Below are 22,176 nucleotides of genomic sequence, written 5' to 3' on the forward strand. Positions count from 1 at the left end.
CTCAGGTGCGGTCGGCGAGATAATCGTGAACCACTTCGCCCAGCCCAAGCGTCAGATCGGCGGTGAAGTGGACGGCGGATACGATGTCGAGCACCGGCAGCCGCGCCACGTCGGCCATGACATGCGGCCGCAAATCGAGCGCGGCGGGCGCAGTCCAGGCTTCCTTCAGCGTGATGTCGGTGAGGTGGTAGCGGACCAGTTCGCAGATGCGCGGCGTGCCGTCGACATGCGGGACGATCTTGATCAGGAAATTGGGCGCGGCCAGCGAAGCGAGGACAGAGCCGTGATCGGCTTCCTTGTGCTTGTAGCCCATCGTGCCGGTGGCGCACAGAACGCTGCCATAGTGCAGCGTGCCGACGATGACCTCGCCTTCATGCACGATCTTGGGATTGGCAAGCTTCTTGGGAAAGCCCCACAGTTCGCGGCCGCCGGCGATCGGCGCGTCGTCGTCGAGATACATCGAATGGACGTAGGCGCCGTGCTGGCCCTTGTAGCGCACCGGGATGACCTGGCCGGTCTCGGTGTAGTCGCCGAAACCGGTCGAGTCAGGCATGCGGATGAATTCGTATTTGACCAGCGGCTCGTCGATCTCCAGCGGCTCCGGCACGACAGCCTCTAGCGCCTCGCGCGTCGTGCGGTAGGTGATGATGACGTATTCGCGGTTGAAGAAACGGTACGGCCCGGGCGGAAAGGAGGGGTTGGTCAGCGGCATCGCATAGGCGCGCTTCACGACATCGGCGATCTGCAAGGCTGTAGCCCCATTTTGGTTCAGGAATGACTGCGCGAATGCGCTCCGGATTATGTTGCACGGCACCATGACAGTGCCGTGTCAGCCGCCGGACAGCCGCCCAAGAGGCCTGTCGACGGCCGTCTCAATCCTGTAATCGCACCGACATATGGCTATGGCACTGTCATGGTGCGGCGCACAAAGGCGGCCCCGTTCGTTCCCTCCCACCTCTTGCGAGATCATCATGGGTTTCCTGTCTTCGAAGAACGCCCTCGTCACCGGCTCGACCAGCGGCATCGGCCTGGCCATCGCCCGCGCCTTTGCCGCCGAAGGCGCCAATGTCACCATCAACGGCCTTGGCGATGCGGCTGCCATCGAGCAGGAGCGCACCGGCATCGAGAGGGATTTCGGCGTCAAGTGCCGCTATTCCGGTGCCAACATGATGGATGGCGCGGCGGTCAGCGCCATGATGCGTGAGGCCGAGGCTGCCTTCGGCAGTCTCGATATCCTGGTCAACAATGCCGGCATCCAGCATGTCGCGCCGATCGAGGAGTTTCCCGATGACAAGTGGGAAGCCATCATCCGCATCAATCTGCTCGCCGCGTTCTACGCCATCAAGGCGGCACTGCCGGGCATGAAGACGCGCAAATGGGGCCGTATCATCAACACCGCCTCGGCGCATGCGCTGGTCGCCTCGCCGTTCAAGTCGGCCTATGTGTCGGCCAAGCACGGCATTGCGGGCCTCACCAAGACGGTAGCGCTCGAAGCAGCGCTCGACGGCGTCACCGTCAATGCGATCGCGCCGGGCTATGTCTGGACGCCGCTGGTCGAAAGGCAGATTCCAGACACGATGAAGGCGCGCGGCATGACCGAGGAACAGGTCAAGCACGATGTGCTGCTCGCCGCCCAGCCGACCAAGGAATTCGTCACCGTCGACGAGCTCGCCGCGCTGACGCTGTTCCTGTGTTCGGACGCGGCCAGGCAGGTCACCGGCACCACCTTGCCGATGGATGGCGGCTGGACGGCACAGTAGAGGGTAATCCAAGCGTTCCGTTTGCCTGCTGGTGCCGCTGGGCGCTGGCAGAAAAGCACCCGGCTATGCCGTGATCTTAATTGATGCGGATGGCGTGGTCGTGCATTTCCATGATTTTGCGATCGACGCGGCGGGTTGCCCGCCTCCGGCAGGCTTCGCGGGACACTGAGCAGGACTTCCCGCGAGGGCCAAGATGCCGCCAGTCGCATGTGCCGGCCTATTGCACGGCAGCGCAACAGGCTGCGCCGTTGCTGAACTGAACGATCCCAACCGATGCCCATCCGCGCACTGACGGCGACTGCGCGGCATCGGGTTTCCCAGCCTCTTTCTCGTCCCGCCGGACTACGGTGAAAGTGTCCAAAAAGCACGGAAATATGGACATTAGTCTTGACAGAAATACAGATGTTCAATACCCGTCAGGCAATCGAACAAGCCTGCATTATGGGAGGAACGAGCGGTATGGCTTCCAATGTTTCGTTGACGGGTCTTGCCCGCGATCTCGAGGAACGCGCAAAGTCGGGCAAGCCTATCCGCATCGGCCTGATCGGCTCGGGCGAGATGGGAACCGACATCGTCACTCGTGTCGCCCATATGTCGGGCATCGAGATCGGCGCCATTTCCGAACTGAACCTGCCGGCTGCCAGCAAGGCCGTCGATATCGCTTTCCAGGAAACCGGGCATGCGCGCGAAGTGTCGAATGCTTCGGCTATGACGTCGGCGATGGAAGCCGGCAAGGTCGCGGTCACCAACGACGCCGACCTTGTCATCAACAATGATCTGATCGATGTCGTCATCGACGCCACCGGGGTTCCCGCCGTTGGCGCCGAGATCGGGCTGCGCGCCATGGAACATGGCAAGCATCTGGTGATGATGAATGTCGAGGCCGACGTCACCATCGGCGCCTATCTGAAAAGCGAGGCCGACCGGCTCGGCGTCACCTATTCACTGGGCGCCGGCGATGAGCCGTCCTCCTGCATGGAGCTGATCGAGTTCGTCTCGGCCATGGGTCACCCGATCGTTGCCGCCGGCAAGGGCAAGAACAATCCGCTCAACATCGACGCTATTCCCCCGGACTATGAGGAGGAAGCCAAGCGCCGGCACATGAATGTCCGCATGCTGGTCGAATTCGTCGACGGCTCCAAGACCATGGTCGAGATGGCGGCAATCGCCAATGCCACCGGCCTGGTTCCAGACAAGGCCGGCATGCATGGCCCGGCGGCGACGCTTGGCGAACTGTCCAAGGTGCTGGTGCCGCAGAAGGATGGCGGCGTTCTGTCGAAGGTCGGCGTCGTCGACTATTCGATCGGCAAGGGTGTCGCGCCCGGCGTCTTCGTCGTTGCCGACATGTCGCATCCGCGCATCTCCGAGCGCATGGAAGATCTGAAGATGGGCAAAGGCCCGTATTTCACTTTCCATCGTCCCTATCACCTGACCTCGCTCGAGGTGCCGCTGACCTGCGCGCGCGTCGTGCTCTACGGCAAGGCCGACATGGTGCCGCTGGCCAAGCCGGTGGCCGAAGTCGCCGCCGTGGCCAAGAAGGACATGAAGCCCGGCGAGAAGCTCGATGCGATCGGCGAATATTGCTACCGCGCCTGGATCATGACGACGCCTGAGGCGCGCGCCGCCAAGGCCATTCCCTGCGGCCTGCTGCAGGGCGGCTCGGTCACCGCGCCGATCAAGAAGGGCGAACTCATAACCTACGCGAATGCAGCGCCCGCGGCGGGCTCCAAGATCGCCGAACTGCGCGCTCGCCAGGACAAGCTCGTCTATGGGACCGGGGGAGCGTGATCATGGCCACAGCCAGCAAAGCCGTCACTGACAGTCGCGCCAATCTGCCCTTCGTCTACCGCCAGTACAGCGCCGAGCAGCTCAAGCAGGTGCTCCACAAGATGTACCTGATCCGCCGCTTCGAAGAGGGTGCGGAGGAGTGCTACACGCGCGGCCTCATCCATGGCACCATGCATTTGTCGATCGGCCAGGAAGCCAGCGCCATGGGCATCTGCATGCCGCTTGCCGAGGATGACCAGATCACCTCGACGCATCGCGGTCACGGCCACTGCATTGCCAAGGGCGCCGAGGTCAAGCGCATGTTCGCCGAGTTCTTCGGCAAGACCACAGGCTACTGCAAGGGCCGTGGCGGCTCGATGCACATCGCCGATGTCGGCAAGGGCAATCTCGGCGCCAATGGCATCGTCGGTGGCGGTATTCCGATCGCCGTCGGGGCGGCATTGTCCTCCAAGATGATGAAGACCGGCAAGGTCGTGGTCTCCTTCTTCGGCGATGGCGCCAACAATGAAGGCGCTTTCCACGAGGCGCTCAACATGGCGGCGGTCTGGAAGCTGCCTGTCATTTTCGTCTGCGAGAACAATGGCTACGGCATGTCGACATCGACAGCCCGCTCGACCGCGGTCAAGAACATCGCCGAGCGCGCCGCCGCCTATTCGATGCCGGGCGTCATCGTCAACGGCAACATCTTCTCCGAGGTCGCCGAGGCGTCTCATCAGGCTGTTGCCCGAGCCCGCGCCGGCGAGGGGCCGACGCTGATCGAGTCCAAGACCTACCGCCATCGCGGCCATTCCAAGAGCGACCGCAACCGCTATCGCACCAAGGAAGAGATCGAGGACTGGATGTCGAACCGCGATCCGATCACCCTGTTCGAAAGCGAGCTCAGGGAATTCGGCTTCATCGACGACAAGGGCATCGAGGCCATTCGCGATGCCGTGGCGCAAGAGATCGCCGAGGGCATCGAGTTCGCCAAGGCGAGCCCTTCGCCCGATATCAGCGAGACGGGAAATTACGTGTATACGGAGCAGGCGTGATGGACGCGATGGTGCGTGAACTGAGCTACGCCCAGGCGATCCAGGAAGCCATGGCGATCGCCATGGACATGGACGAACGCGTTTTCCTGATGGGCGAGGATATCGGCGTCTATGGCGGCGCCTTCCAGGTCACCGGCGACCTGGTCGAACGTTACGGCGCTGACCGCGTCATCGACACGCCGATTTCGGAACTGGGCGGCGCGGGCGTCGCGGTGGGCGCTGCCCTCACCGGCATGCGGCCGATCTTCGAGTTCCAGTTTTCCGATTTCGCCACGCTTGCCATGGAGCAGATCGTCAACCAGGCGGCCAAGATGCGCTTCATGCTGGGCGGCGAGGTTTCGGTTCCCGTGGTGATGCGCTTTCCCGCCGGTTCCGGCACCGGTGCGGCGGCTCAGCACAGCCAGAGCCTCGAAGCCTGGCTCGGCCATGTGCCGGGTCTGAAAGTCATCCAGCCGGCGACCCCCTATGATGCCAAGGGCATGCTTTTGGCGGCGGTCGCCGATCCCGATCCGGTCATGATCTTCGAGCACAAGCTGCTCTACAAGATGAAGGGCCCGGTGCCCGAAGGCTATTACACCGTGCCGATCGGCAAGGCCGATATCCGCCGCGAGGGCCGGGATCTCACCATCGTCGCCACCTCGATCATGGTGCAGAAGGCGCTCGACGCGGCAGCCGTGCTGGAGAGCGAAGGCATCGACGTCGAAGTCGTCGATCTCCGGACCATCCGGCCGATGGACAAGCAGACCGTCATCGACAGCGTCAAGAAGACGTCGCGGCTGCTATGCGTCTACGAAGCGGTCAAGACGCTGGGCATCGGCGCCGAGGTCAGCGCCATGATCGCCGAGAGCGAAGCGTTCGACTATCTCGACGCGCCGATCGTGCGGCTGGGCGGCGCCGAAACGCCGATCCCCTACAATCCGGAACTCGAGAAGGCGACGGTGCCGCAAATTCCGGACATCATCACCGCCGCGCGCGACCTCGTGAAAGGGGTCCGCTAGACCATGCCGACCGAAGTCATTCTTCCCAAGGTCGACATGGACATGGCGACCGGACAGATCTCGCGCTGGTTTGCCGAGGAGGGCGCGCACGTCAAGAAGGGCGATGTGCTGTTCGAGATCGAGACCGACAAGGCGGCGATGGAAATCGATGCGCCGGCCAGCGGCGTCCTGCGCGATGTCACCGGCAAAGAGGGTGTCGATATTGCGGTCGGCGCTGCCGTGGCGTGGATCTATGCCGACGGTGAGGCCTATGGGGCTGATGCTGCTGCGGCCAAGCAGGACAAGGCGCCAATCTCCCCCCCCGCGGGGGAGATGTCGACGAAGTCGACAGAGGGGGGCGCTGTCGCGCCAACGTCTCATTCTGTCACGCACCCCTCTGCCCTACCCTCTTTGCCGCCACTTGGCATCTCCCCCACAAGGGCGGAGATCGGCCAATCGCCATCGGCCGGCCGTGCAACACCGCTTGCCCGGCGCCTGGCCCGTGAGGCCGGCCTGAACCTCTCGACCGTATCTGGCACCGGCCCGTATGGCCGGGTGGTGAGGGCCGATGTCGACGCGGCCATTGCCGGTGGCGGCGCCCAGACGGCGCCTGCCGCCAAGGCTCCGGCTGGCGTGCCGGCTGCTGCTCCTGCCGCGCCGGTAAAGGCGATGTCGGACGATCAGGTCCTGAAACTGTTCGAACAGGGCTCCTACGACCTTGTCCCGCATGACAGTATGCGCAAGACCATTGCGCGCCGCCTGGTCGAGGCCAAGACCACCATTCCGCATTTCTACCTGACGCTCGACTGCGAGCTCGATGCGCTGCTGGCGCTGCGCACGCAGATCAATGCGGCAGCCCCGGTGAAGAAGACCGACAAGGGTGATGCTCCGGCCTATAAGCTGTCGGTCAACGATATGGTGATCAAGGCGATGGCGATGGCGCTGAAGGCGGTGCCCGATGCCAATGCCTCGTGGACCGAAAGCGCCATGGTCAAGCACAAGCACGCCGATGTCGGCGTTGCCGTGTCGATCCCCGGCGGGCTGATCACACCGATCATCCGCAAAGCCGACGAAAAGACGCTGTCCACCATCTCCAACGAGATGAAGGACCTCGCCAGTCGCGCCCGCAGCCGCAAGCTGAAGCCGGAAGAGTATCAGGGTGGCACCACGGCGGTGTCCAATCTCGGCATGTTCGGCATCAAGGATTTTGCCGCGGTCATCAACCCGCCGCACGCGACCATCCTGGCAGTCGGCGCCGGCGAGGAGCGGGCAGTGGTCAAGAACGGCGAGATCAGAATAGCCACCGTGATGTCGGTGACGCTGTCGACCGACCACCGCGCCGTGGACGGTGCGCTGGGTGCCGAACTGCTGGTCGCCTTCAAGAACCTCCTTGAAAATCCGATGGGCCTGCTGGTCTGATCCACCAAGCAGAAGCCGGCGCCGACTGATGCGCCGGCTTGCGACAGAAACGACTTGTCAGGCGCTGACCCTTGACCCATGTTCTATCTGGATTGCGATCCAGGGAGGCCAAATATGCCTGCATTCGACCCATCTGACGTCAAAACCCTGTTCGGCAAGGTCATGGGTGCGTCGCCATCCGACATCAAGCTGGTGGCGCAGCGCCTGCACGACCACGCCTTCGAGCCTCGCATGTCGGCGGAGGAGACCAGGCAGCTCGTCGCCAGCCTCGGCTATGACAGTCTGGACGCGTTCTGCGCCGACATCGGTCTGCCCACGCATATCGCCGAGCGGTGGAGCCGTTTTGGTGTTTCCGGCGAGATGAAGCAGGTGTTCACACTGTTGGCGGCGCAGCGCAAGCGGGTGGCCGAGGCGATCGCCGAATTCGAATCCATGACCCATGTCGGCGTCGAGGATTTTTTGCGCGAGCGCGGGCTGATCTAACCGCCCTTGGCAAGCAGCGCCGTGGCGGTATCGCTGTCAGTGATCAGCACATTGGTGTCGACGGCTTTCAGTGCGGCGAGGATCGCCGCGACCTTGCGCTTGCCGCCCGCGGCGAGAACCACATTCGGCACCTTGCCGACCACATCGAGATCGATGGCCATGACACGCCCGTTTACCTCGTGGTCCACCAAACGGCCATTGGCATCGACGAAATAGCACAGCATGTTGGCGACCGCGCCCTTCGCTTTCAACGGAGCGATCAGCGATGACGGAACGATGCCATGCCGGAAGATGGTGGCGTCCGGCGACATGTCGCCGACGGTGAGCAGCGCGATGTCGGCGGCGGCCGCGCGTTGGCGTACATCCTGCAGGGTCGGCTGCGCCCAGAGGAGATCGCGCAGCGAGGAATTGTCGACCGTGACCGGCGCGGTGATCTGGTAGCTGTCGACCTCGAAGACATCGGCTACCTTGGCGGCAACGATGGACGGATTGATCCATTGCGAGTGCGGCAGGCTGCCGACGAGCGCCACCACACAGGCACGCTTCAACTGCCGGCGGGCAAGGAAGCCGAGGCTGGCATGCAGGGTCGCGCCGCCACCGATGGCGAGCGTCATGCCGTCCTGCATCTGCTCGCCGAGATAGGCCGCGACGGCATGGCCGATGGCTTTCTCCAGATGGTCATGCGCCGAAGGCGTCGGGATGACGACGGCGGCATTCAGACCCCAGCGCTTTTCCAGTCCCCGCTCGAGCGCCACCTGCCCGGCGGTCGGCGCGTTGATCATGGTGACGACAATGCCCTCGGCGGTGCAGGAGGCCAGCGTACGCATGACCTTCACCCTGGAGACATCGAGCTTTTCGGCAATCTGTTCCTGGGTGAAACCTTCGACATAGTAGAGCCATGCCGTCTTGACGGTAAGGTCCGACGAGACCATCGGCAGGCGAGCCTGTCTGGGTTTTTCTGTGGTCATCGGTTCCTGTCCCTCATGAGCCGTGGCCTGACCGGTGCTCATCAAGGAAATACCGGCCGGATGTCAACTGATGCCGGATCTGCGGCGTGTCGATTGTCGCACATTTCTGTTCATTTGTAATTGACATCGTACATATGAACATATTTTGTGGGTTTCACGCGCTGTGTCATCCACCAGTCATATGCGCCGTGCAGGGAGGAAGAGACGGGGAGCCGGCCAGAGCCGGACCGGTCATGCACAGAAAGACAGGAGGTCTCATTGAAGACGCACTTCATCAAGCTGCTGGCCAGCCAGCTGGCGCTCGCGGCAACTTTGTTTGCCGGCGTGGCAAACGCCGAAATACTGACGCTCTACACGTCCCAGCCGGAAGCCGACGCGGCCAAGACCGTGGATGCCTTCAAGAAGGCGCAGCCGGGTATCGATGTGAATATCTATCGCTCCGGAACGAGCGACATCCTCACCAAGATGGCGGCCGAGTTTGCCGCCGGCAGCCCGCAGCCCGACGTGCTTCTGATCGCCGATGCGGTCTCGATGGAGCTGTTGAAGAAGGACGACCGGCTACTGCCCTATCCCGAGGCAAAGCTCGATGGCATCGAGGCGGATGCCTATGACGCCGACAAGACCTATTTCGGCAGCAAGCTGATCACCACCGGCATCGTTTACAACACCGCCGCGGCCGAGAAGCCGCAGCATTGGGCCGATCTTGCCAAGCCCGCCTATGCCGATGGCCTGGTCATGCCGAGCCCGCTCTATTCGGGTGCCGCCGCCTACCTGCTTTCGGGCTTCGTCGGCGACGCCAATTATGGCTGGGATTTCTTCCAGAAGCTGAAGACCAACAACACCGTCAGCGTGCGCGGCAATGGTGCGGTGCTGAAGGCGGTGGCATCGGGCGAAAAGCCCTATGGCATCCTGGTCGACTTCATGGCGATGAACGCCAAGAAGAAGGGTTCCCCGGTCGAGTTCGTGTTCCCCTCGGAAGGTGTGCCGGCAGTGACCGAACCGGTCGCCATCATGAAGACCGCCAGGAATGTCGACGGCGCCAAGAAGTTCGTCGACTTCATTCTTTCCGATGACGGCCAGAAGCTTGCGCTTTCGATGGGCTATCTGCCGGCGCGCGCCTCGGTCGGCCGCCCCGAATGGCTGCCGGAAGGCGTCAAGGTCAAGGTGATGCCGTTCGACACCAAGGCAATCGTCGCCAAAACCGACGCCGACAAGGCGAAGTTCTCGGAATTGTTCGGGGGCTGAGCCGGCAATCCAGTCAGGGGTGCCGTCCCAGCGGTATCCCTGACGGGCAAAACCCCGATCGCATCGGCTGATCGACCCCAGGAAACGCAATCATGTCAACACGGATCAGGGAAAGCCGGGGCCAGGAAATGGTCCTGACGGCGGCGGTAGCCATCGTCATCGTCCTGCTTTCCCTGCTGCCGATGCTGCGCCTGATCAAGGAGATCGTGGCGCCCGGCGGCACGCTGTCGACCGTCGCGATAAAGGCGGGGCTCGCCAGTCCGGCGACCTGGATCGCCACCTGGCACACACTGGTCGTCGGTATCGGCGGCACCCTGCTTGCGGTGCTGTCTGGAACGCTGGTGGCCGTCCTCGTCACTCTGACCGATATCCGCGCTCGCAGCGCCATGGTGCTCTGTTACGTCATGCCCTTGATGATCGCGCCGCAGGTGACGGCGCTGGCCTGGCTGCAATTGTTCGGCCCGGCAAGCCCGTTCCTCAAGCTGTTCGGGGCGGCACCGCCGCTCGGTACCAGGAACCCGCTCTATTCGACATCGGGCATCATCCTGCTGCTCGGCGTGCAGTATGGCCCGCTGGTTTTCCTGTTGGTGCGCGCCGGGCTGCGCAAGCTGCCGCGCGAGCTGGTCGAAGCCGCGCGGGCGGGCGGTGCCGGCTGGTTCACCGTGCTGGTCACCATCGTGCTGCCCTTGATGACGCCGTCGATCATGGCGGCCGCTGCCCTTGCCTTCGTCTCATGCGTCGGCAATTTCGGCATTCCGGCCTTTCTCGGCATTCCCGCCAACTATCTCGTGCTGCCGACGCTGATCTATCAGAAGCTGGCCGGCGGCGGCCCCGCCGTGCTCGGCGAAACCGCATTCCTATCGGTGCTGATCGGCATCATCGCCATGGCGGGTATCCTTGCCCAGGAGATCATGAGCCGCCGCCGCGACTATCGCATCAGCTCCACGTCGCTTTCGGCCGAACCCTATGAACTCGGTCGCTGGCGGCCTACGGTCCAGGCCGGCATGTGGCTGCTGATCATCGTGGTGCTGTTCCTGCCGCTGTTCGGGCTGGTTCTGACATCGCTGGTGCCGGGCTACGGCATCGCGCTCACCGCCAAGACGGCAACGCTCGACAATTATCGCTTCGTGCTGTTCGAGCATGACGCGGCCAGCCGCGCCTTCTTCAACAGCTTCTGGCTGTCGATCGCGGCGGCCTTCTTCGCGGTCCTGGTCGCAGTGCCGATCGGCTATCTGATCGCATGGGGCAAGCAGCGCTGGGTGCGGCTGCTCAATCTGTCGGTCGAGCTGCCCTATGCTTTGCCCGGCGTGGTGCTGGCGATCGCCTCGCTGCTCATGTTCCTGCGGCCGATCCCGCTCACCGGCATCCAGCTCTACAACACCGTCTGGATCATCCTCTACGCCTATCTCGCCCGTTTCCTGGTGCTGGCGCTGCGGCCGACCATCAGCGGCTATCACCAGATCGACCGGGCGCTGGAGGAGGCGGCGCAAGTAGCGGGCGCCGGGCTGTTCACGCGCATGCGCACGATCATCTTTCCCCTGGTGGCACCGGCGGCGATCGCCGGCGGACTACTGATCTTCATGACGGCGCTCAGCGAACTTACCGTCTCGGCGCTGCTGTGGTCGTCCGGGTCGGAGACGATCGGTGTCGTGATGTTTTCCTTCGAGCAGGGCGGCGATTCCAACTATGCGGCGGCGATGTCCGTCATCACTGTGGCGGTCACTTTCCTGTTGATGCTGGTGACCAATCTGCTTGCCCCCTACCTTCCGACCGGAGTGCTGCCATGGCGCGATTGAGCCTGGACAATGTGACCAAGAGCTTCGCCAATTTCGATGCCGTCAAGGACGTATCGATCGATGTCGGCGACGGCGAGTTCCTGGCAGTGCTCGGGCCGTCCGGCTGCGGCAAGACCACGCTGCTGCGGCTCGTTGCCGGATTCGAGAAGGTGACGTCAGGCGAGATCCGTATCGGCAGCGAGGTCGTGTCGGGCAAGGGCGGCAGCGTCGCGCCGGAAAAGCGGCGCGTCGGCATCGTCTTCCAGAACTACGCGCTGTGGCCGCACATGACGGTCGCCGAAAACATCGGCTATTCGCTGAAGGTGGCGCAGCTCGACAAGGCCGTCGCGCGCCAGAAGGTTGAAGACGCACTCGCCCTGGTCAATCTGCAAGGGCTGGGCGAGCGTCGGCCGGCCAATCTGTCCGGCGGCCAACGCCAGCGCGTGGCATTGGCGCGCTGCCTTGTCGCCGCGCCCTCGTTGGTTCTGTTCGACGAGCCGCTGGCCAATCTCGACGTGCATCTGAGGGCTTCGATGGAGGACGAGTTCGCGTCCTTCCACAAGCGCACGGGCACGACGATCGTCTACATCACCCATGACCAGGCCGAGGCGATGGCGCTGGCCGATCGGATCGCGGTGATGGATGGCGGGCGTCTTGCCCAGCTGGCGACGCCACGCGAACTCTATCATGAGCCGGCAAATGAAATGGTGGCTTCCTTCATTTCGCAGGGCATTTTGCTGCCTGCGGATGTGTTGAGCGCGGAAGAAAGAGGGCACTGCAAGGTCCGCGTTCTCGGCGCGGAACTGGTTGTCCGCTGCCGGCCAGGCGAGCGGCCGCGAACCGGGGCAAAGGTCTGCTGCCGGTCGGCCGATCTCGACGTGTCGCCGGACGGTCCCGGCTTCGATGGTCTGGTCAAGCGGGTGATCTACCAGGGTGGCTCGGCGCGCATCGAATTCACGCCTTCGACCAATCCCGACCTCACCTTGCATTTCGAACAGCCCGATCCAGTCGCGCTGGAGAGCGGAGCCCAGGCACGCCTGCGGATACGCTCCGGCTGGCTGATCCCGGCGGCGGGGGCGGCATCGTGATGATGCTCGACCTGCTCGGCGGCTTTGGCGAAAAGGGCCGCACCAGCCTTGCTGTCTGCAGCGGCAAGGATCGCATCCTGCTCGACGTCGGCATCAAGGTCGGCGCCTCGGGGGCGGACTACTATCCGGCGCTGAACGGCTCGGTCGCCGACATCGATGCGCTGTTCGTCTCGCATGCGCATGAGGATCATATCGGCGCGCTGAGCTGGCTGCTGTCGCGCGGTTATGCCGGTCCGATCTTCATGACCGCCGAGACCCGCGACGAGGCGCCTGCCACGCTCGCCGGCTATGCTGAGCCCGAGGATTTCAGGCGGTTCCCTTTTCCCGAAGATCGCCTCGAATTGTTCGAACCCGGCGACACGTTGAACAGCGGCAATTTCACGATCCGGACGGGACGCTCCGGGCATGTCGTGGGCGGCGTCTGGTTTGCCGTGGACGATGGCGAGAGCCGCGTCGCCTATTCCGCCGATGTGGTGCCGGACAGCAATGTCTTCGTCATGGACACGATCCCGCACTGCGACCTGCTTGTCCTCGATGCTTCCTACGGCGCCGATCCGGTGCCGGGGGCGGCGCGTGCGCGCGAAATCTCGCAATGGGTTGCGAGGCATTCGGGCGGGTGTCTTTTGCCGACGCCGCTCTCGGGTCGGTCGCTGGAGCTGATCGCGGCCTTGCCAGGGCCGTTCGCCATCCATGCCGGCATGCGCTCGTCCCTGGAAGCGCAGATCGGCGCCACGGCAGCCCTGTTGCCGGGCGTTTCAACGTTGCTGCGCCGCCGCCTGCAAGACGCAGCCGACTGGACCGATGCCGATCCCCTGCCGTCCATGCCGCTGCTGGCGGATGACGGCATGGGTGAAGCCGGCCCATCGTCGCGCCTCTTGCCGCGTGCCGACCATTCCGGTTTTCCGGTGCTGCTTACCGGGCATCTGCCGTCAGGTTCGCCGGGCGATGTGTTGCACAAGGCCGGTCGGGCGGACTGGGTACGCATGCCGACCCATCCGACGCTGTCGGGCAATGTCGATATCTGGGAGAAGGCCGGCCGTCCCGCGGCACTCGGCCATTCCTGCACGCCGGATCTTCTCGGCGACCTGCAATCCCACATCCCCTCGCTGCGCACGCAATGCCGCACCGGCCAGCGCATAGTGGTGTCGGAGGCAAGAAAACGATGAGAATTCTGATCTGCAACGATGACGGCATCGAAGCGCCGGGGCTTGCCCGTCTGGTCGCGGCCGCCAGCGCGTTGAGCGGCGATGTCTGGGTGGTCGCGCCCGACGGCAAGCGCACCGCCGCCGGCTCGTCATTGACGATTGCCAGGCCGTTGACCATGCGGCGCCTCAAACCGAACTGGTACGCCTGTTCCGGCACCCCGGCCGATTGCGTGGTAAGCGCCATGACCTGGTTGTTCGCCGATACGAAGAAGCCAGATCTGGTGCTGTCGGGTGTCAACGATGGCCGCAACGTTGCCGAGGACCTTGCCTATTCCGGCACGCTCGGCATTGCGCGGGAGGCCACTTTCTGGGGCGTTCCGGCCATTGGCTTCTCACGCGTGAAAAATCCTGATTTCACCGATGGCGACGACCAATGGCTTGGCGCGCTGATCGTGTCCCTGTGGCAATCGCGCGCCGACTGGGCCGCTGAGGGTCATTGGCTGAGCATCAACCTGCCGACCTCGCTGCCGGCCGAAATCCGCCAGCCGCGCATCGGTCGCGACAAGATCGCCCGCAAGGCCGAGATCGTGGAGAGCGACGGCGACCGCACGGTCATCACCGTGCCGCGCGGGCGGGCTCACGACAGCCAGCCGGGCGACGAGAACGACGCGATCGATGCCGGCTTCATCAGCATCAACCGGCTGAACTGGCTTGGCGAGACGCGGCTGGACGAACGGTTTCTGGACGGGATCCCGCGCCAGCGGCAAACTGGCTGACCTGAGGTCTGCGCGTCGTCATCCGATCACCAACCTGTCAGCGGTTAAATCAAGCCAATCCACTACCTATGCTTGAAGCCGCCGCTATTTCATTCCACATCGGTGCGGATGAAGGGCGAAACAGGAGAACGGCGGCGGCATTTGCTGTGGGCTTTGCCCGCATCGCTGATCCTGCATGCGCTCATCGCGGCGTTTCTGATCTATGGCCTGCCGAGACCCGAGCAGCAGCCGGTTCAGCAGGAACAGCCCGTCAATGTCGCGATCGTGCCGCCGCCCGAGAAGCCCAAGCCGAAACCTGCTCCAAAGCCGCCGGAACCGACACCTGAAAAGAAGGCTGAAAAGCCGCCTGAACAAAAGCCGCCGCCGCCGAAACCGCCAGACGACCAGGTTCTGAAGCGCGTTTTCCAGTACGGCCAGAAAGATACCGGGCCGGAGAAATCGCTCGACGGAAGCAGCGCTAAACCCAACACGCCGTCGCCGGCCAAGGATGAGGCTGCAAAGCCGCCTGTCGCGCCGACACCCGTGCCGACGGAGCCCGCCCCGGCTGCAACGCCACAGCAGAAGGCAGACCCCAGCAAGCCTGACGAGAAGCCGGCCACCGTTGCGCCGGACGAAAAGCCCGCGCAAAGCGAGGAAAAGCAGGCGACCGAGGACACCGACAAACAGCAGCCGGACAAACAAGAACTCGCACCGCAACCTGACGAAAAGCAAGCCGTCGTGACGCCAAAGCCATTGACGGCTGAGACCGGTGACAAGCCGGCGCCTCCAGCTTCGACTGGAAAGGCAAAGTCCAAACCTGCCAAGACAATGACGTTCAAACCCGCAAGAGCTTTCAAAGCGCCGATCGGGAATGCTGGAAGGTCAAATCCCACCAACGACGACGTTGCAGGATCACCAATCTATTCCGGCCTTCCGGGCGTCAGAAAGCTTTACTCGCAAGGGGCAACCGGCAATGCGTTCGCTACAAGCTCCATGGAGAATGTGCCGCGCGGTCAGCGGGTGGCCACCCTTTGCGGCAACGTTCTGAGCCGGGAACTGCAAAGTGCCGACTATACGGTCAAATGGGTGCCAACCATTACGCTGGACAAAGGCAATGTTCTCAATCCTCCGCAGGCCGCCTTCAGCACCAGAAACGCTTGGTACAACCTAAATTTCCGATGCGAAGTCGACGCCGATGCGACGAGGGTCCTGTCCTTCAACTTCCGTGTGGGCTCACTCGTGCCGCCTGGCGAATGGGCCAGCCGTGGATTCACAAAGTATCGTCTAAACTAGGCCGGCACACCAAACCTAGCCAATTGCCGGCTAACTTCTTGCCAGTCGGCGCAGACGAAATCGGCACCGGCAGCCGTCAGCCGCGCGGCGTGCTCGGCATAGGTATGGCCGCCACCGGTGTAGCCGATCGCCGTCATGCCGGCGGCGATCGCGCCCTGGATGCCGAAGGGCGAGTCCTCGATGACGATGCAGTCAACGGGATTGGCGCCGATCTTGTCCGCCGCGAAGAGGAAGATGTCCGGCGCGGGTTTGCCGTTCTTGACCATCGAGGAACTGTAGATCGCATCGCCGAAGAAACGCGCCAGCCCGGTCACCGCAAGGCTGTGGTTTATGCGCTCGACGGAGGAGGACGAGGCGACACAGCGGTCGCCTGCAAGCGCCTCCAGAAAGGCAGTGATTCCCGGTGTCGGCTTCAATTCCTGCGAGAACAGCACCTTGGTCTCGGCCCAGATGTCGCCGTCCGCCGCCGCCGGAAACTGGTGGCCGGTCAAATCTTTGATCCTGGCGATGATATCGGACTGCTTCATGCCGATGCATTGGGCGATGACGCTGGTGTTGACGCCGGGCATGCCGTGCTTTTCGTAGACGCGCTCATAGGCGCGGGCGGCCAGAGGCTCGCTGTCGACAAGAACGCCGTCGCAATCGAAAATAATAGGCCTTGGTCGCGCCACGCGTTTCCCTCTCGAGTCAATTTTCGCACATCGCTATCGGCAAAAAGTCAAATGTTCAATAGCACGTGCGGTTTTGGGGGCGCGAAGAGCGGGCTCAAAGCTGGCGCAACGCATCGCTCGCACGGGAAGACACGAGCGCCCGTTGCATGGCTTGCCGGGACTGCGCGCGATCCGGGGTGATCCAGTTCGGTTCGGCGCCGAGAAAGCGGTCGAGGAAAGCCACCGCATAGGCCGGCATCTCGGTCACATTCTCGCGATAGGACCACCAGGTGCGCAAATCGTCGGCGCATTTGTCGATCCCGGGTGTCGTGCCGAATTCCTGCTCGTGGATCGCCGAAATCACCGAGACGCAGTAGTTGGTGTAGAGGAAACCCTCCGGCCAGAAGCGGACGATTTCCAGCGTGCCGGCGTTCGTTTCCGTCTCGATCAGCTGCGTGAGGCCGGAGATTTCCCTGGCCGGCGCCTGTTTTATCAGCTCACGCAGCACGAGGCCGGCGGCAAAGACGATGAAGTCGGCGCGGTCGATCGCGGCGAAGCGCTTCTGCCCCTCCATGATCTCGACCCAGTCGAGAAAGGCCCTGGTGAGCTTGGCCTCGTCGATCTCGAAGCGCACGCCGAACGTGTCCGAGACCACCTTGGCGCTGCCGCGAAAGGTGGCGCGGAACCAGCGCAACTGCCGCAGCCGATGGCGAAGATCGGGCATCAAGGCCAGTTCGTCCCTGAAGGGCAGGTCCATGTTTCCTCGTATCCTGTTTCCCGGTCAGCCTAGCACAAGCGCGCCGCCGCCGAAATCTGTCAGCGGCCCTGTGGATGACCGCTTCAGAGGCCAATATCATACATATTGACATTCTCGGAAACAAATGTTCTCACTTTGCTGTTGTCACGCGCCGGTCCAAGGTGCGATTCAACTGAGGCTTCGGGAGGAGAACCGAATGGCGATTTGGCAGTGGGGACTGCTTCTGCTGGTTATCGTGTGGGCGCTGCAGTCGCTCGGCGTCTGGCTGCAGATGCGGCATTATTCGGATGTCTTCAGGGGCGTCACCGACCAGTACAAGGACGGCTTCGTCGGAGCCGGCAATTTTCGCGGCCGGTTGGCCAAGGGCACCATCGCGCTCGTGGTGGTGACGCCCGATCTGGTCGTGCGCCGCCTGATGGTGATGAGCGGCCGTTCCGTCTTCACCAAGTTCAAGAGACATGAAGAATTCGAGGGTGTTCCCCTCGATCGACTCCGGTCCAACCCTGCAATCATGGGGGAGGGGGAACCCGGTGTGGCCGAGGCCGTGAAACGGGCGATCGAGCAGATCGACAAGACACGGTCGGAGCCGGGGAAGAAGCCGGGCCTGTCCGGTTTGAACGTAGCAAGGGCTTAGAGCCGGATGATTTCGGGCTCTAAATCAAAGGGATAGAGGACGCCGCGCACCGACTGGGATCAACCGGCGGGTGGCATAAGGAGGAGAAATGTCTGTATTTTCGTTGTTGGCGCAGCATGCCGACATGGCCGTGCACAATCTGCATGTCGCAGGTGCCATGGTTTCGGATGCCGCATTGCATGGCAAGCTCGCTGTCGAGCATGCCTCCGACCATCTCGTTGTCCTCGCACAAGCGGACAGCGGACCGATCACCGTCGATCAGTTCAAGGAAAAGCTGAAGGACGTCCAGCAGGAAGAGCAGCTCGGCTGGCTGACCGCCATCGGCAAGTACTTCATCGGCATCTTCCAGAAGGGCGGCGAGGTCTTCGCCGGCTTCGTCACCGGCATCATTCCGACGCTGGTCGTGCTGATGACGGCCTTCTATGCCGTCACCGAACTGGTCGGTGAAGAGCGCGTGCATGGCCTGGCGCGCGGCGCCGGCCGGATCGCGCTGACGCGCTACACGCTTTTGCCGCTGCTGGCGGTGTTCTTCCTCACCAATCCGATGGCCTATACGTTCGGATCGTTCCTGGAAGAAAAGCACAAGCCAGCCTTCTATGACGCGGCCGTGTCCTATGTGCACCCGCCGCTCGGCCTGTTCCCGCACATCAATCCCGGCGAGTATTTCGTCTGGGGTGGCATTCTCGTCGCGCTGCTGGAGCTGGAAAAGAAGGGCGTCGTCGTCGCCGGCTACCACGTCAAGGTGGCGATCTGGTACGCCATCGTCGGCCTCGTCGTCATCCTGCTCAAGGGCATGCTGACCGAACGCATCACCGCGATCATGGCACGCCGCCAAGGCGTCGAGCTGTAAGGGCGGGGAGGACATCATGGCCAAGACATATAAAGCCGTAAAAATCTCCCAGGGCAAAACCGGCTGGGGTGGCCCGCTCATCATCGAGCCGACCGAACAGCGCAGCAAGGTGGTTTCCGTCACCGGTGGTGGCATTCACCCGGTGGCGCAGCTCATCGCCGACATGACCGGCGCCGAGGCCGTCGACGGCTTCAGGGCACCGCCGATCGAAAGCGAGATGGCGGTTGTCGTCGTCGATTGCGGCGGCACCGCACGATGCGGCGTCTATCCGCGCAAACGTATCCCGACCGTCAATCTGACGCCGGTCGGTCAATCCGGGCCGCTGGCCCAGTTCATCACCGAGGACATCTACGTTTCGGGCGTGAAGCCGGCCAACATCACAATGGCGGACGGATCCGAAACGATCACGACTGCAGGGGGAGCAGCAGCGATGAGTTCAAACAACAATGCGACCGCGGCACCACAGCCGCTGCCGAGCGAAGGTGGGCTGATCGGCCTCATCAGCACGATCGGCCGCGTCATGGGACGTATCGTCGGCATCTTCTTCAATGCCGGCCGCCGCACCATCGACCAGGTCATCCGCAACGTGCTGCCGTTCATGGCCTTCGTGACCATGCTCATCGGTCTGATCCTGTATACCGGCATCGGCGATGTGCTGGCGCAGCCGATGGGTCCGCTGGCCAACAACATCGTCGGCCTGCTGATCATCTCGGCGATCTGCGGCCTGCCGTTCCTGTCGCCCATCCTCGGGCCAGGCGCTGTCATCGCGCAGGTCATCGGCGTCGCCATCATCGGCCCGCAGATCGCCAACGGCACGATTTCGCCGGCAATGGCACTGCCGGCGCTGTTTGCCTACAATACCCAGGTGGGCTGCGACTTCGTCCCCGTCGGCCTGGCGCTCGGCGAGGCCAAGCCTAAGACGATCGAAATCGGCGTTCCGGCGGTGCTCATCAGCCGCCAGATCATGGGTCCGGTCTCGGTGCTGATCGCCTGGGTCGTCAGCCTGATCGTGTTCTAAGGCAATTCCGGGAAAAGCGCACAATGCTTTCCCTTGGAAACTGCGTCAAAACAAAGAGATAGAGCGGTTCACCGCTCTAGGGAAAGTTTGAGAAAATGAGGTTCGCCATATGACGGTTCTTTTGAGAACACGGGTCACTGCCATCGGCCCCGAAGTGGCGGACCTTGCCGAAGGGGGCGTGGTCATCCTGTTTGCGGATGGCTCGCCGCCGGAGCTTGCCGAGGTTTCGGTGCTCCACAAGGCGGAGCAGGGACCAAGTGACGGAGCGCCCGCCAAGGGCGCTTCGATCACCCTCGGCCCGGTTGCCGCTGTTATCACAGCGGTCGGCTCCAGCGCGTGGAGCAAGGTGCTGGAAATGGGTCATGTCGTCATTTCGTTCAACGGCGCTACCGAGGCCGAGAGACCGGGCGAGATCTGTGCGTCGCAAGTCGATCCGCAAGCGCTCGTGGCCGCCCTGAAGACCGGCGCGATCATCACCATCGCCGCCTGACAGCATTCGCGCCGCGGCCCATGTTGGGAGCGGCGCCCAAAACCAGAGTATTTGCCATGGAACGCTCGACCATCGTCAGAGTGCATGAAGGTTTGCACGCCCGTCCCGCGACGCGGTTCGTGAAGCTCGCCAAGGGCTTCGAATCCGACGTCGAACTGATCAAGGACGGCAAGGCGGTCAGCGCCAAGAGTTCGGTCAAGCTGATGCTGCTGGCGGTCAAGGAGAACCAGGAAGTCACGGTGCGGGCGAATGGCGCCGATGCCATCGAGGCGCTCGAGGCGCTGATCGGCTATCTCGAGAATCCGCGGGCCGGCCTCGATGATGAAGCGGAAGCGCAGAGCCCAGCCAACGATGCCGGGCAGGAAGCGGCACCCGCGCCGGGATCCGTGCCGGCGGCACCTGGCGGGGCAAACCGCTTGCGTGGCGTGGCCGCCAGCGAAGGTTTCGCCATCGGCCCGGCCTTTGCGCATTTCCCACCCGATATCGCCGGACAGGGCCGCATGTTGCGGGCCGAGGAGATAAAAGGCGAGATCGACAGGTTCCGCACGGCTGTCGGCGCGGTCCAGGCCCGCATGGATCATGCGTTGGCGCAGGACAGCCTGTCGGCTGGAGACCGCGGCATCGTCGCCGCGCTGCGCGATATCGCCGCCGACGACAGCCTGACTGGTGAGGCCGAGGGCCTGATCAAGGGCGGCAACGACGCGGTTTCCGCCGTCATCACCGCCGCCTCCACCATTGCCGCCGAATTCAGCGCCGTCGACGATCACTATCTCAACGCGCGGGCAGATGATGTCCACGCCGTTGGGCGGCAGATTTGCCTGGTGTTGCTGGGCCAAGACGATGTCAGCCTCGAAAACATCCCCGAAGGGGCTATCCTGATCGCCGACGACATCGGCGCCTGGGATCTGGCACGCGCGCCGCTGAAGCGTATCGGCGGCGTGGTGTGCGGCCATGGCGGCGCCACCTCGCACATCGCCATCATCGCGCGCTCGCACGGCATTCCGGCAGTGCTCGGCCTCGGCGACCAGGTCAATGCCTTGCGTACCGCGCGAGACGTCGCGCTCGACGGCAATGCCGGCCATGTGATCATCGACCCCGACGAGGCGACCCGTGCCGATTTCGCCGGCCGCGTCGAAGCGGCGGCAAAGGAGCGCGCCGGGCTGACCGTCTTCAAGACGGTGACGCCGAAGCTCGCCGACGGCAGGATCATCGAGGTGGCGGCCAATATCGGCTCACTCGAGGAAATCGAAGCGGCGCAAGAGGCTGGTGCCATGGGCATCGGCCTGTTCCGCACCGAGCTTTTGTTCATGCGCCATATGCATCTGCCCTCGGAAGACATGCAGGCCGAGACCTATGCGGCGCTGGCCAAGGCTTTTGCGCCTTATCCGGTCATTGTGCGCACGCTCGACATCGGCGGTGACAAGCCGATTGCCGGCATCGAATTTCCCGACGAGGAGAATCCCTTCCTCGGCTGGCGCGGCATCCGCATGTGTCTCGACCGGCCCGACATCTTCAAGCGCCAACTGCGGGCGCTGCTGCGCGCAGCCGTGCACGGCAACATCAAGGTGATGCTGCCGATGGTGTCCGACCTCTCGGAGGTCAGGCAGACGCGCGTGCTGGTCGACGAATGCACGGCCGAGCTGAAAGCCGAAGGCGTGCCGCACGCATCATTCGATCTCGGCGTCATGATCGAAACCCCGGCCGCCGTGCTCATCGCCCCGGCGCTGGCCAAGGAGGTCGCTTTCTTCTCGATCGGCACCAACGATCTGACCCAGTACATCATGGCCGCCGACCGGCTCAATCCGACCGTCGCCAAGCTCAACGATGTCACCAATCCGGCCGTCATATCGGCGATCGAAATGACGGCAAAAGCCGGCGTCGCCGCCGGTATCATGGTCGGCATGTGCGGTGAGGCGGCCGGCCGTCCGGATCTGATTGCGACCTTCGTGAAGATGGGGCTGACCGAACTCTCGATGAGCCCGGCTTCGATCCAGCGCGCCAAGAAAGCGATCATGGCCATGGCCGCTGAAGGCTAGCCCAGGCCGGCTGA

General features: G+C 63.3%; 21 protein-coding genes. 17 read left to right on the top strand and 4 right to left on the bottom strand.

The features are described 5' to 3' along the window. Nucleotide 1: 1 nt before the first annotated feature. On the bottom strand, nt 2–748 hold the full coding sequence (locus tag EN949_RS02020) for an acetoacetate decarboxylase (RefSeq protein ID WP_027163143.1): 747 nt from the start codon (nt 746–748) through the stop codon (nt 2–4). Nucleotides 749–971: 223 nt separating this feature from the next. Between EN949_RS02020 and EN949_RS02025 the strand changes: the two genes are divergently transcribed. From EN949_RS02025 to EN949_RS02050, 6 genes are all read left to right on the top strand, one after another. Beyond that, nucleotides 972–1,760 carry a 3-hydroxybutyrate dehydrogenase gene (locus EN949_RS02025; RefSeq protein WP_127367238.1) on the top strand — a complete coding sequence of 263 codons (789 nt, stop codon included), beginning with the start codon at nt 972–974 and terminating at the stop codon, nt 1,758–1,760. Between the two features lie 459 nt (nt 1,761–2,219). Continuing rightward, nucleotides 2,220–3,548: an NAD(P)H-dependent oxidoreductase gene (locus EN949_RS02030; RefSeq protein ID WP_127371042.1), complete on the top strand. Its 1,329-nt coding sequence runs from the start codon at nt 2,220–2,222 to the stop codon at nt 3,546–3,548. Nucleotides 3,549–3,550: 2 nt separating this feature from the next. Next, a complete protein-coding gene (locus tag EN949_RS02035; protein WP_063169131.1) occupies nt 3,551–4,579 on the top strand; it encodes a thiamine pyrophosphate-dependent dehydrogenase E1 component subunit alpha in 1,029 nt (342 codons plus the stop codon). Further along, nucleotides 4,579–5,577, top strand: a complete 999-nt coding sequence (locus EN949_RS02040) for an alpha-ketoacid dehydrogenase subunit beta (RefSeq protein WP_027163140.1) — start codon at nt 4,579–4,581, stop codon at nt 5,575–5,577. Before EN949_RS02035 ends, EN949_RS02040 begins: the two co-directional genes overlap by 1 nt. Before the next feature lie 3 nt (nt 5,578–5,580). Beyond that, the gene (locus tag EN949_RS02045) at nt 5,581–6,975 is read left to right on the top strand and encodes a pyruvate dehydrogenase complex dihydrolipoamide acetyltransferase (RefSeq protein ID WP_063169130.1); all 1,395 of its coding nucleotides are present in this window, start codon (nt 5,581–5,583) and stop codon (nt 6,973–6,975) included. A gap of 114 nt (nt 6,976–7,089) precedes the next feature. Beyond that, nucleotides 7,090–7,458 carry a hypothetical protein gene (locus tag EN949_RS02050; RefSeq protein ID WP_013529317.1) on the top strand — a complete coding sequence of 123 codons (369 nt, stop codon included), beginning with the start codon at nt 7,090–7,092 and terminating at the stop codon, nt 7,456–7,458. Here EN949_RS02050 and EN949_RS02055 read toward each other — a convergent pair. Then, nucleotides 7,455–8,426, bottom strand: a complete 972-nt coding sequence (locus EN949_RS02055; protein ID WP_027162947.1) for a sugar-binding domain-containing protein — start codon at nt 8,424–8,426, stop codon at nt 7,455–7,457. The genes EN949_RS02050 and EN949_RS02055 overlap by 4 nt on opposite strands. 258 nt (nt 8,427–8,684) lie before the next feature. Between EN949_RS02055 and EN949_RS02060 the strand changes: the two genes are divergently transcribed. The 6 genes from EN949_RS02060 to EN949_RS02085 all read left to right on the top strand — a co-directional run bounded on the left by EN949_RS02060 (nt 8,685) and on the right by EN949_RS02085 (nt 15,727). Next, nucleotides 8,685–9,671, top strand: a complete 987-nt coding sequence (locus EN949_RS02060) for an ABC transporter substrate-binding protein (protein WP_063169129.1) — start codon at nt 8,685–8,687, stop codon at nt 9,669–9,671. A gap of 92 nt (nt 9,672–9,763) precedes the next feature. Beyond that, nucleotides 9,764–11,467 (top strand): iron ABC transporter permease, encoded by a 1,704-nt coding sequence (locus EN949_RS02065; protein WP_063169128.1) that lies wholly within the window; start codon nt 9,764–9,766, stop codon nt 11,465–11,467. Continuing rightward, the gene (locus EN949_RS02070; RefSeq protein ID WP_063169127.1) at nt 11,455–12,534 is read left to right on the top strand and encodes an ABC transporter ATP-binding protein; all 1,080 of its coding nucleotides are present in this window, start codon (nt 11,455–11,457) and stop codon (nt 12,532–12,534) included. The genes EN949_RS02065 and EN949_RS02070 overlap by 13 nt, the downstream gene beginning before the upstream one ends. Further along, the gene (locus EN949_RS02075; RefSeq protein WP_063169126.1) at nt 12,534–13,700 is read left to right on the top strand and encodes an MBL fold metallo-hydrolase; all 1,167 of its coding nucleotides are present in this window, start codon (nt 12,534–12,536) and stop codon (nt 13,698–13,700) included. The genes EN949_RS02070 and EN949_RS02075 overlap by 1 nt, the downstream gene beginning before the upstream one ends. Continuing rightward, nucleotides 13,697–14,455 (top strand): 5'/3'-nucleotidase SurE, encoded by a 759-nt coding sequence (locus EN949_RS02080; protein ID WP_027162942.1) that lies wholly within the window; start codon nt 13,697–13,699, stop codon nt 14,453–14,455. Before EN949_RS02075 ends, EN949_RS02080 begins: the two co-directional genes overlap by 4 nt. Nucleotides 14,456–14,563: 108 nt before the next feature. Next, nucleotides 14,564–15,727, top strand: a complete 1,164-nt coding sequence (locus tag EN949_RS02085) for a DUF930 domain-containing protein (RefSeq protein WP_063169125.1) — start codon at nt 14,564–14,566, stop codon at nt 15,725–15,727. Here the strand turns inward: EN949_RS02085 and EN949_RS02090 are convergent. Further along, nucleotides 15,724–16,398 carry an HAD family phosphatase gene (locus tag EN949_RS02090; protein ID WP_024503715.1) on the bottom strand — a complete coding sequence of 225 codons (675 nt, stop codon included), beginning with the start codon at nt 16,396–16,398 and terminating at the stop codon, nt 15,724–15,726. The genes EN949_RS02085 and EN949_RS02090 overlap by 4 nt on opposite strands. 94 nt (nt 16,399–16,492) lie before the next feature. Then, nucleotides 16,493–17,134, bottom strand: coding sequence for a hypothetical protein (locus tag EN949_RS02095; protein ID WP_063169124.1), 642 nt, complete (start codon nt 17,132–17,134; stop codon nt 16,493–16,495). Between the two features lie 196 nt (nt 17,135–17,330). Between EN949_RS02095 and EN949_RS02100 the strand changes: the two genes are divergently transcribed. The 5 genes from EN949_RS02100 (at nt 17,331) to ptsP (ending at nt 22,162) form a co-directional block, all read left to right on the top strand. Further along, a complete protein-coding gene (locus tag EN949_RS02100) occupies nt 17,331–17,768 on the top strand; it encodes a transcriptional regulator GutM (protein ID WP_013529327.1) in 438 nt (145 codons plus the stop codon). 88 nt (nt 17,769–17,856) lie between these two features. Next, nucleotides 17,857–18,618: a PTS glucitol/sorbitol transporter subunit IIC gene (locus tag EN949_RS02105; RefSeq protein WP_013529328.1), complete on the top strand. Its 762-nt coding sequence runs from the start codon at nt 17,857–17,859 to the stop codon at nt 18,616–18,618. Nucleotides 18,619–18,634: 16 nt separating this feature from the next. Continuing rightward, nucleotides 18,635–19,636, top strand: coding sequence for a PTS glucitol/sorbitol transporter subunit IIB (locus EN949_RS02110; protein ID WP_013529329.1), 1,002 nt, complete (start codon nt 18,635–18,637; stop codon nt 19,634–19,636). Between the two features lie 109 nt (nt 19,637–19,745). After that, nucleotides 19,746–20,126, top strand: coding sequence for a PTS glucitol/sorbitol transporter subunit IIA (locus EN949_RS02115; RefSeq protein WP_013529330.1), 381 nt, complete (start codon nt 19,746–19,748; stop codon nt 20,124–20,126). A gap of 56 nt (nt 20,127–20,182) precedes the next feature. Further along, nucleotides 20,183–22,162, top strand: a complete 1,980-nt coding sequence (gene ptsP, locus EN949_RS02120) for a phosphoenolpyruvate--protein phosphotransferase (RefSeq protein ID WP_063169123.1) — start codon at nt 20,183–20,185, stop codon at nt 22,160–22,162. Nucleotides 22,163–22,176: the final 14 nt, after the last annotated feature.

This window comes from Mesorhizobium sp. M7A.F.Ca.US.007.01.2.1, from assembly GCF_003998165.1.
GTDB classification, from domain to species: domain Bacteria; phylum Pseudomonadota; class Alphaproteobacteria; order Rhizobiales; family Rhizobiaceae; genus Mesorhizobium; species Mesorhizobium ciceri.

What these genes read in the sequence shown, in the direction of transcription:
- EN949_RS02025 (WP_127367238.1), top strand. Translation starts at nt 972, where the DNA reads ATGGGTTTCCTGTCTTCGAAGAACGCCCTCGTCACCGGCTCGACCAGC.
- EN949_RS02055 (WP_027162947.1), bottom strand. Translation starts at nt 8,426, where the DNA reads ATGACCACAGAAAAACCCAGACAGGCTCGCCTGCCGATGGTCTCGTCG.
- EN949_RS02035 (WP_063169131.1), top strand. Translation starts at nt 3,551, where the DNA reads ATGGCCACAGCCAGCAAAGCCGTCACTGACAGTCGCGCCAATCTGCCC.
- EN949_RS02070 (WP_063169127.1), top strand. Translation starts at nt 11,455, where the DNA reads ATGGCGCGATTGAGCCTGGACAATGTGACCAAGAGCTTCGCCAATTTC.
- EN949_RS02115 (WP_013529330.1), top strand. Translation starts at nt 19,746, where the DNA reads ATGACGGTTCTTTTGAGAACACGGGTCACTGCCATCGGCCCCGAAGTG.
- ptsP (WP_063169123.1), top strand. Translation starts at nt 20,183, where the DNA reads ATGGAACGCTCGACCATCGTCAGAGTGCATGAAGGTTTGCACGCCCGT.
- EN949_RS02050 (WP_013529317.1), top strand. Translation starts at nt 7,090, where the DNA reads ATGCCTGCATTCGACCCATCTGACGTCAAAACCCTGTTCGGCAAGGTC.
- EN949_RS02100 (WP_013529327.1), top strand. Translation starts at nt 17,331, where the DNA reads ATGGCGATTTGGCAGTGGGGACTGCTTCTGCTGGTTATCGTGTGGGCG.
- EN949_RS02105 (WP_013529328.1), top strand. Translation starts at nt 17,857, where the DNA reads ATGTCTGTATTTTCGTTGTTGGCGCAGCATGCCGACATGGCCGTGCAC.
- EN949_RS02075 (WP_063169126.1), top strand. Translation starts at nt 12,534, where the DNA reads ATGATGCTCGACCTGCTCGGCGGCTTTGGCGAAAAGGGCCGCACCAGC.
- EN949_RS02030 (WP_127371042.1), top strand. Translation starts at nt 2,220, where the DNA reads ATGGCTTCCAATGTTTCGTTGACGGGTCTTGCCCGCGATCTCGAGGAA.
- EN949_RS02095 (WP_063169124.1), bottom strand. Translation starts at nt 17,134, where the DNA reads ATGGACCTGCCCTTCAGGGACGAACTGGCCTTGATGCCCGATCTTCGC.
- EN949_RS02040 (WP_027163140.1), top strand. Translation starts at nt 4,579, where the DNA reads ATGGACGCGATGGTGCGTGAACTGAGCTACGCCCAGGCGATCCAGGAA.
- EN949_RS02085 (WP_063169125.1), top strand. Translation starts at nt 14,564, where the DNA reads ATGAAGGGCGAAACAGGAGAACGGCGGCGGCATTTGCTGTGGGCTTTG.
- EN949_RS02110 (WP_013529329.1), top strand. Translation starts at nt 18,635, where the DNA reads ATGGCCAAGACATATAAAGCCGTAAAAATCTCCCAGGGCAAAACCGGC.
- EN949_RS02080 (WP_027162942.1), top strand. Translation starts at nt 13,697, where the DNA reads ATGAGAATTCTGATCTGCAACGATGACGGCATCGAAGCGCCGGGGCTT.
- EN949_RS02065 (WP_063169128.1), top strand. Translation starts at nt 9,764, where the DNA reads ATGTCAACACGGATCAGGGAAAGCCGGGGCCAGGAAATGGTCCTGACG.
- EN949_RS02045 (WP_063169130.1), top strand. Translation starts at nt 5,581, where the DNA reads ATGCCGACCGAAGTCATTCTTCCCAAGGTCGACATGGACATGGCGACC.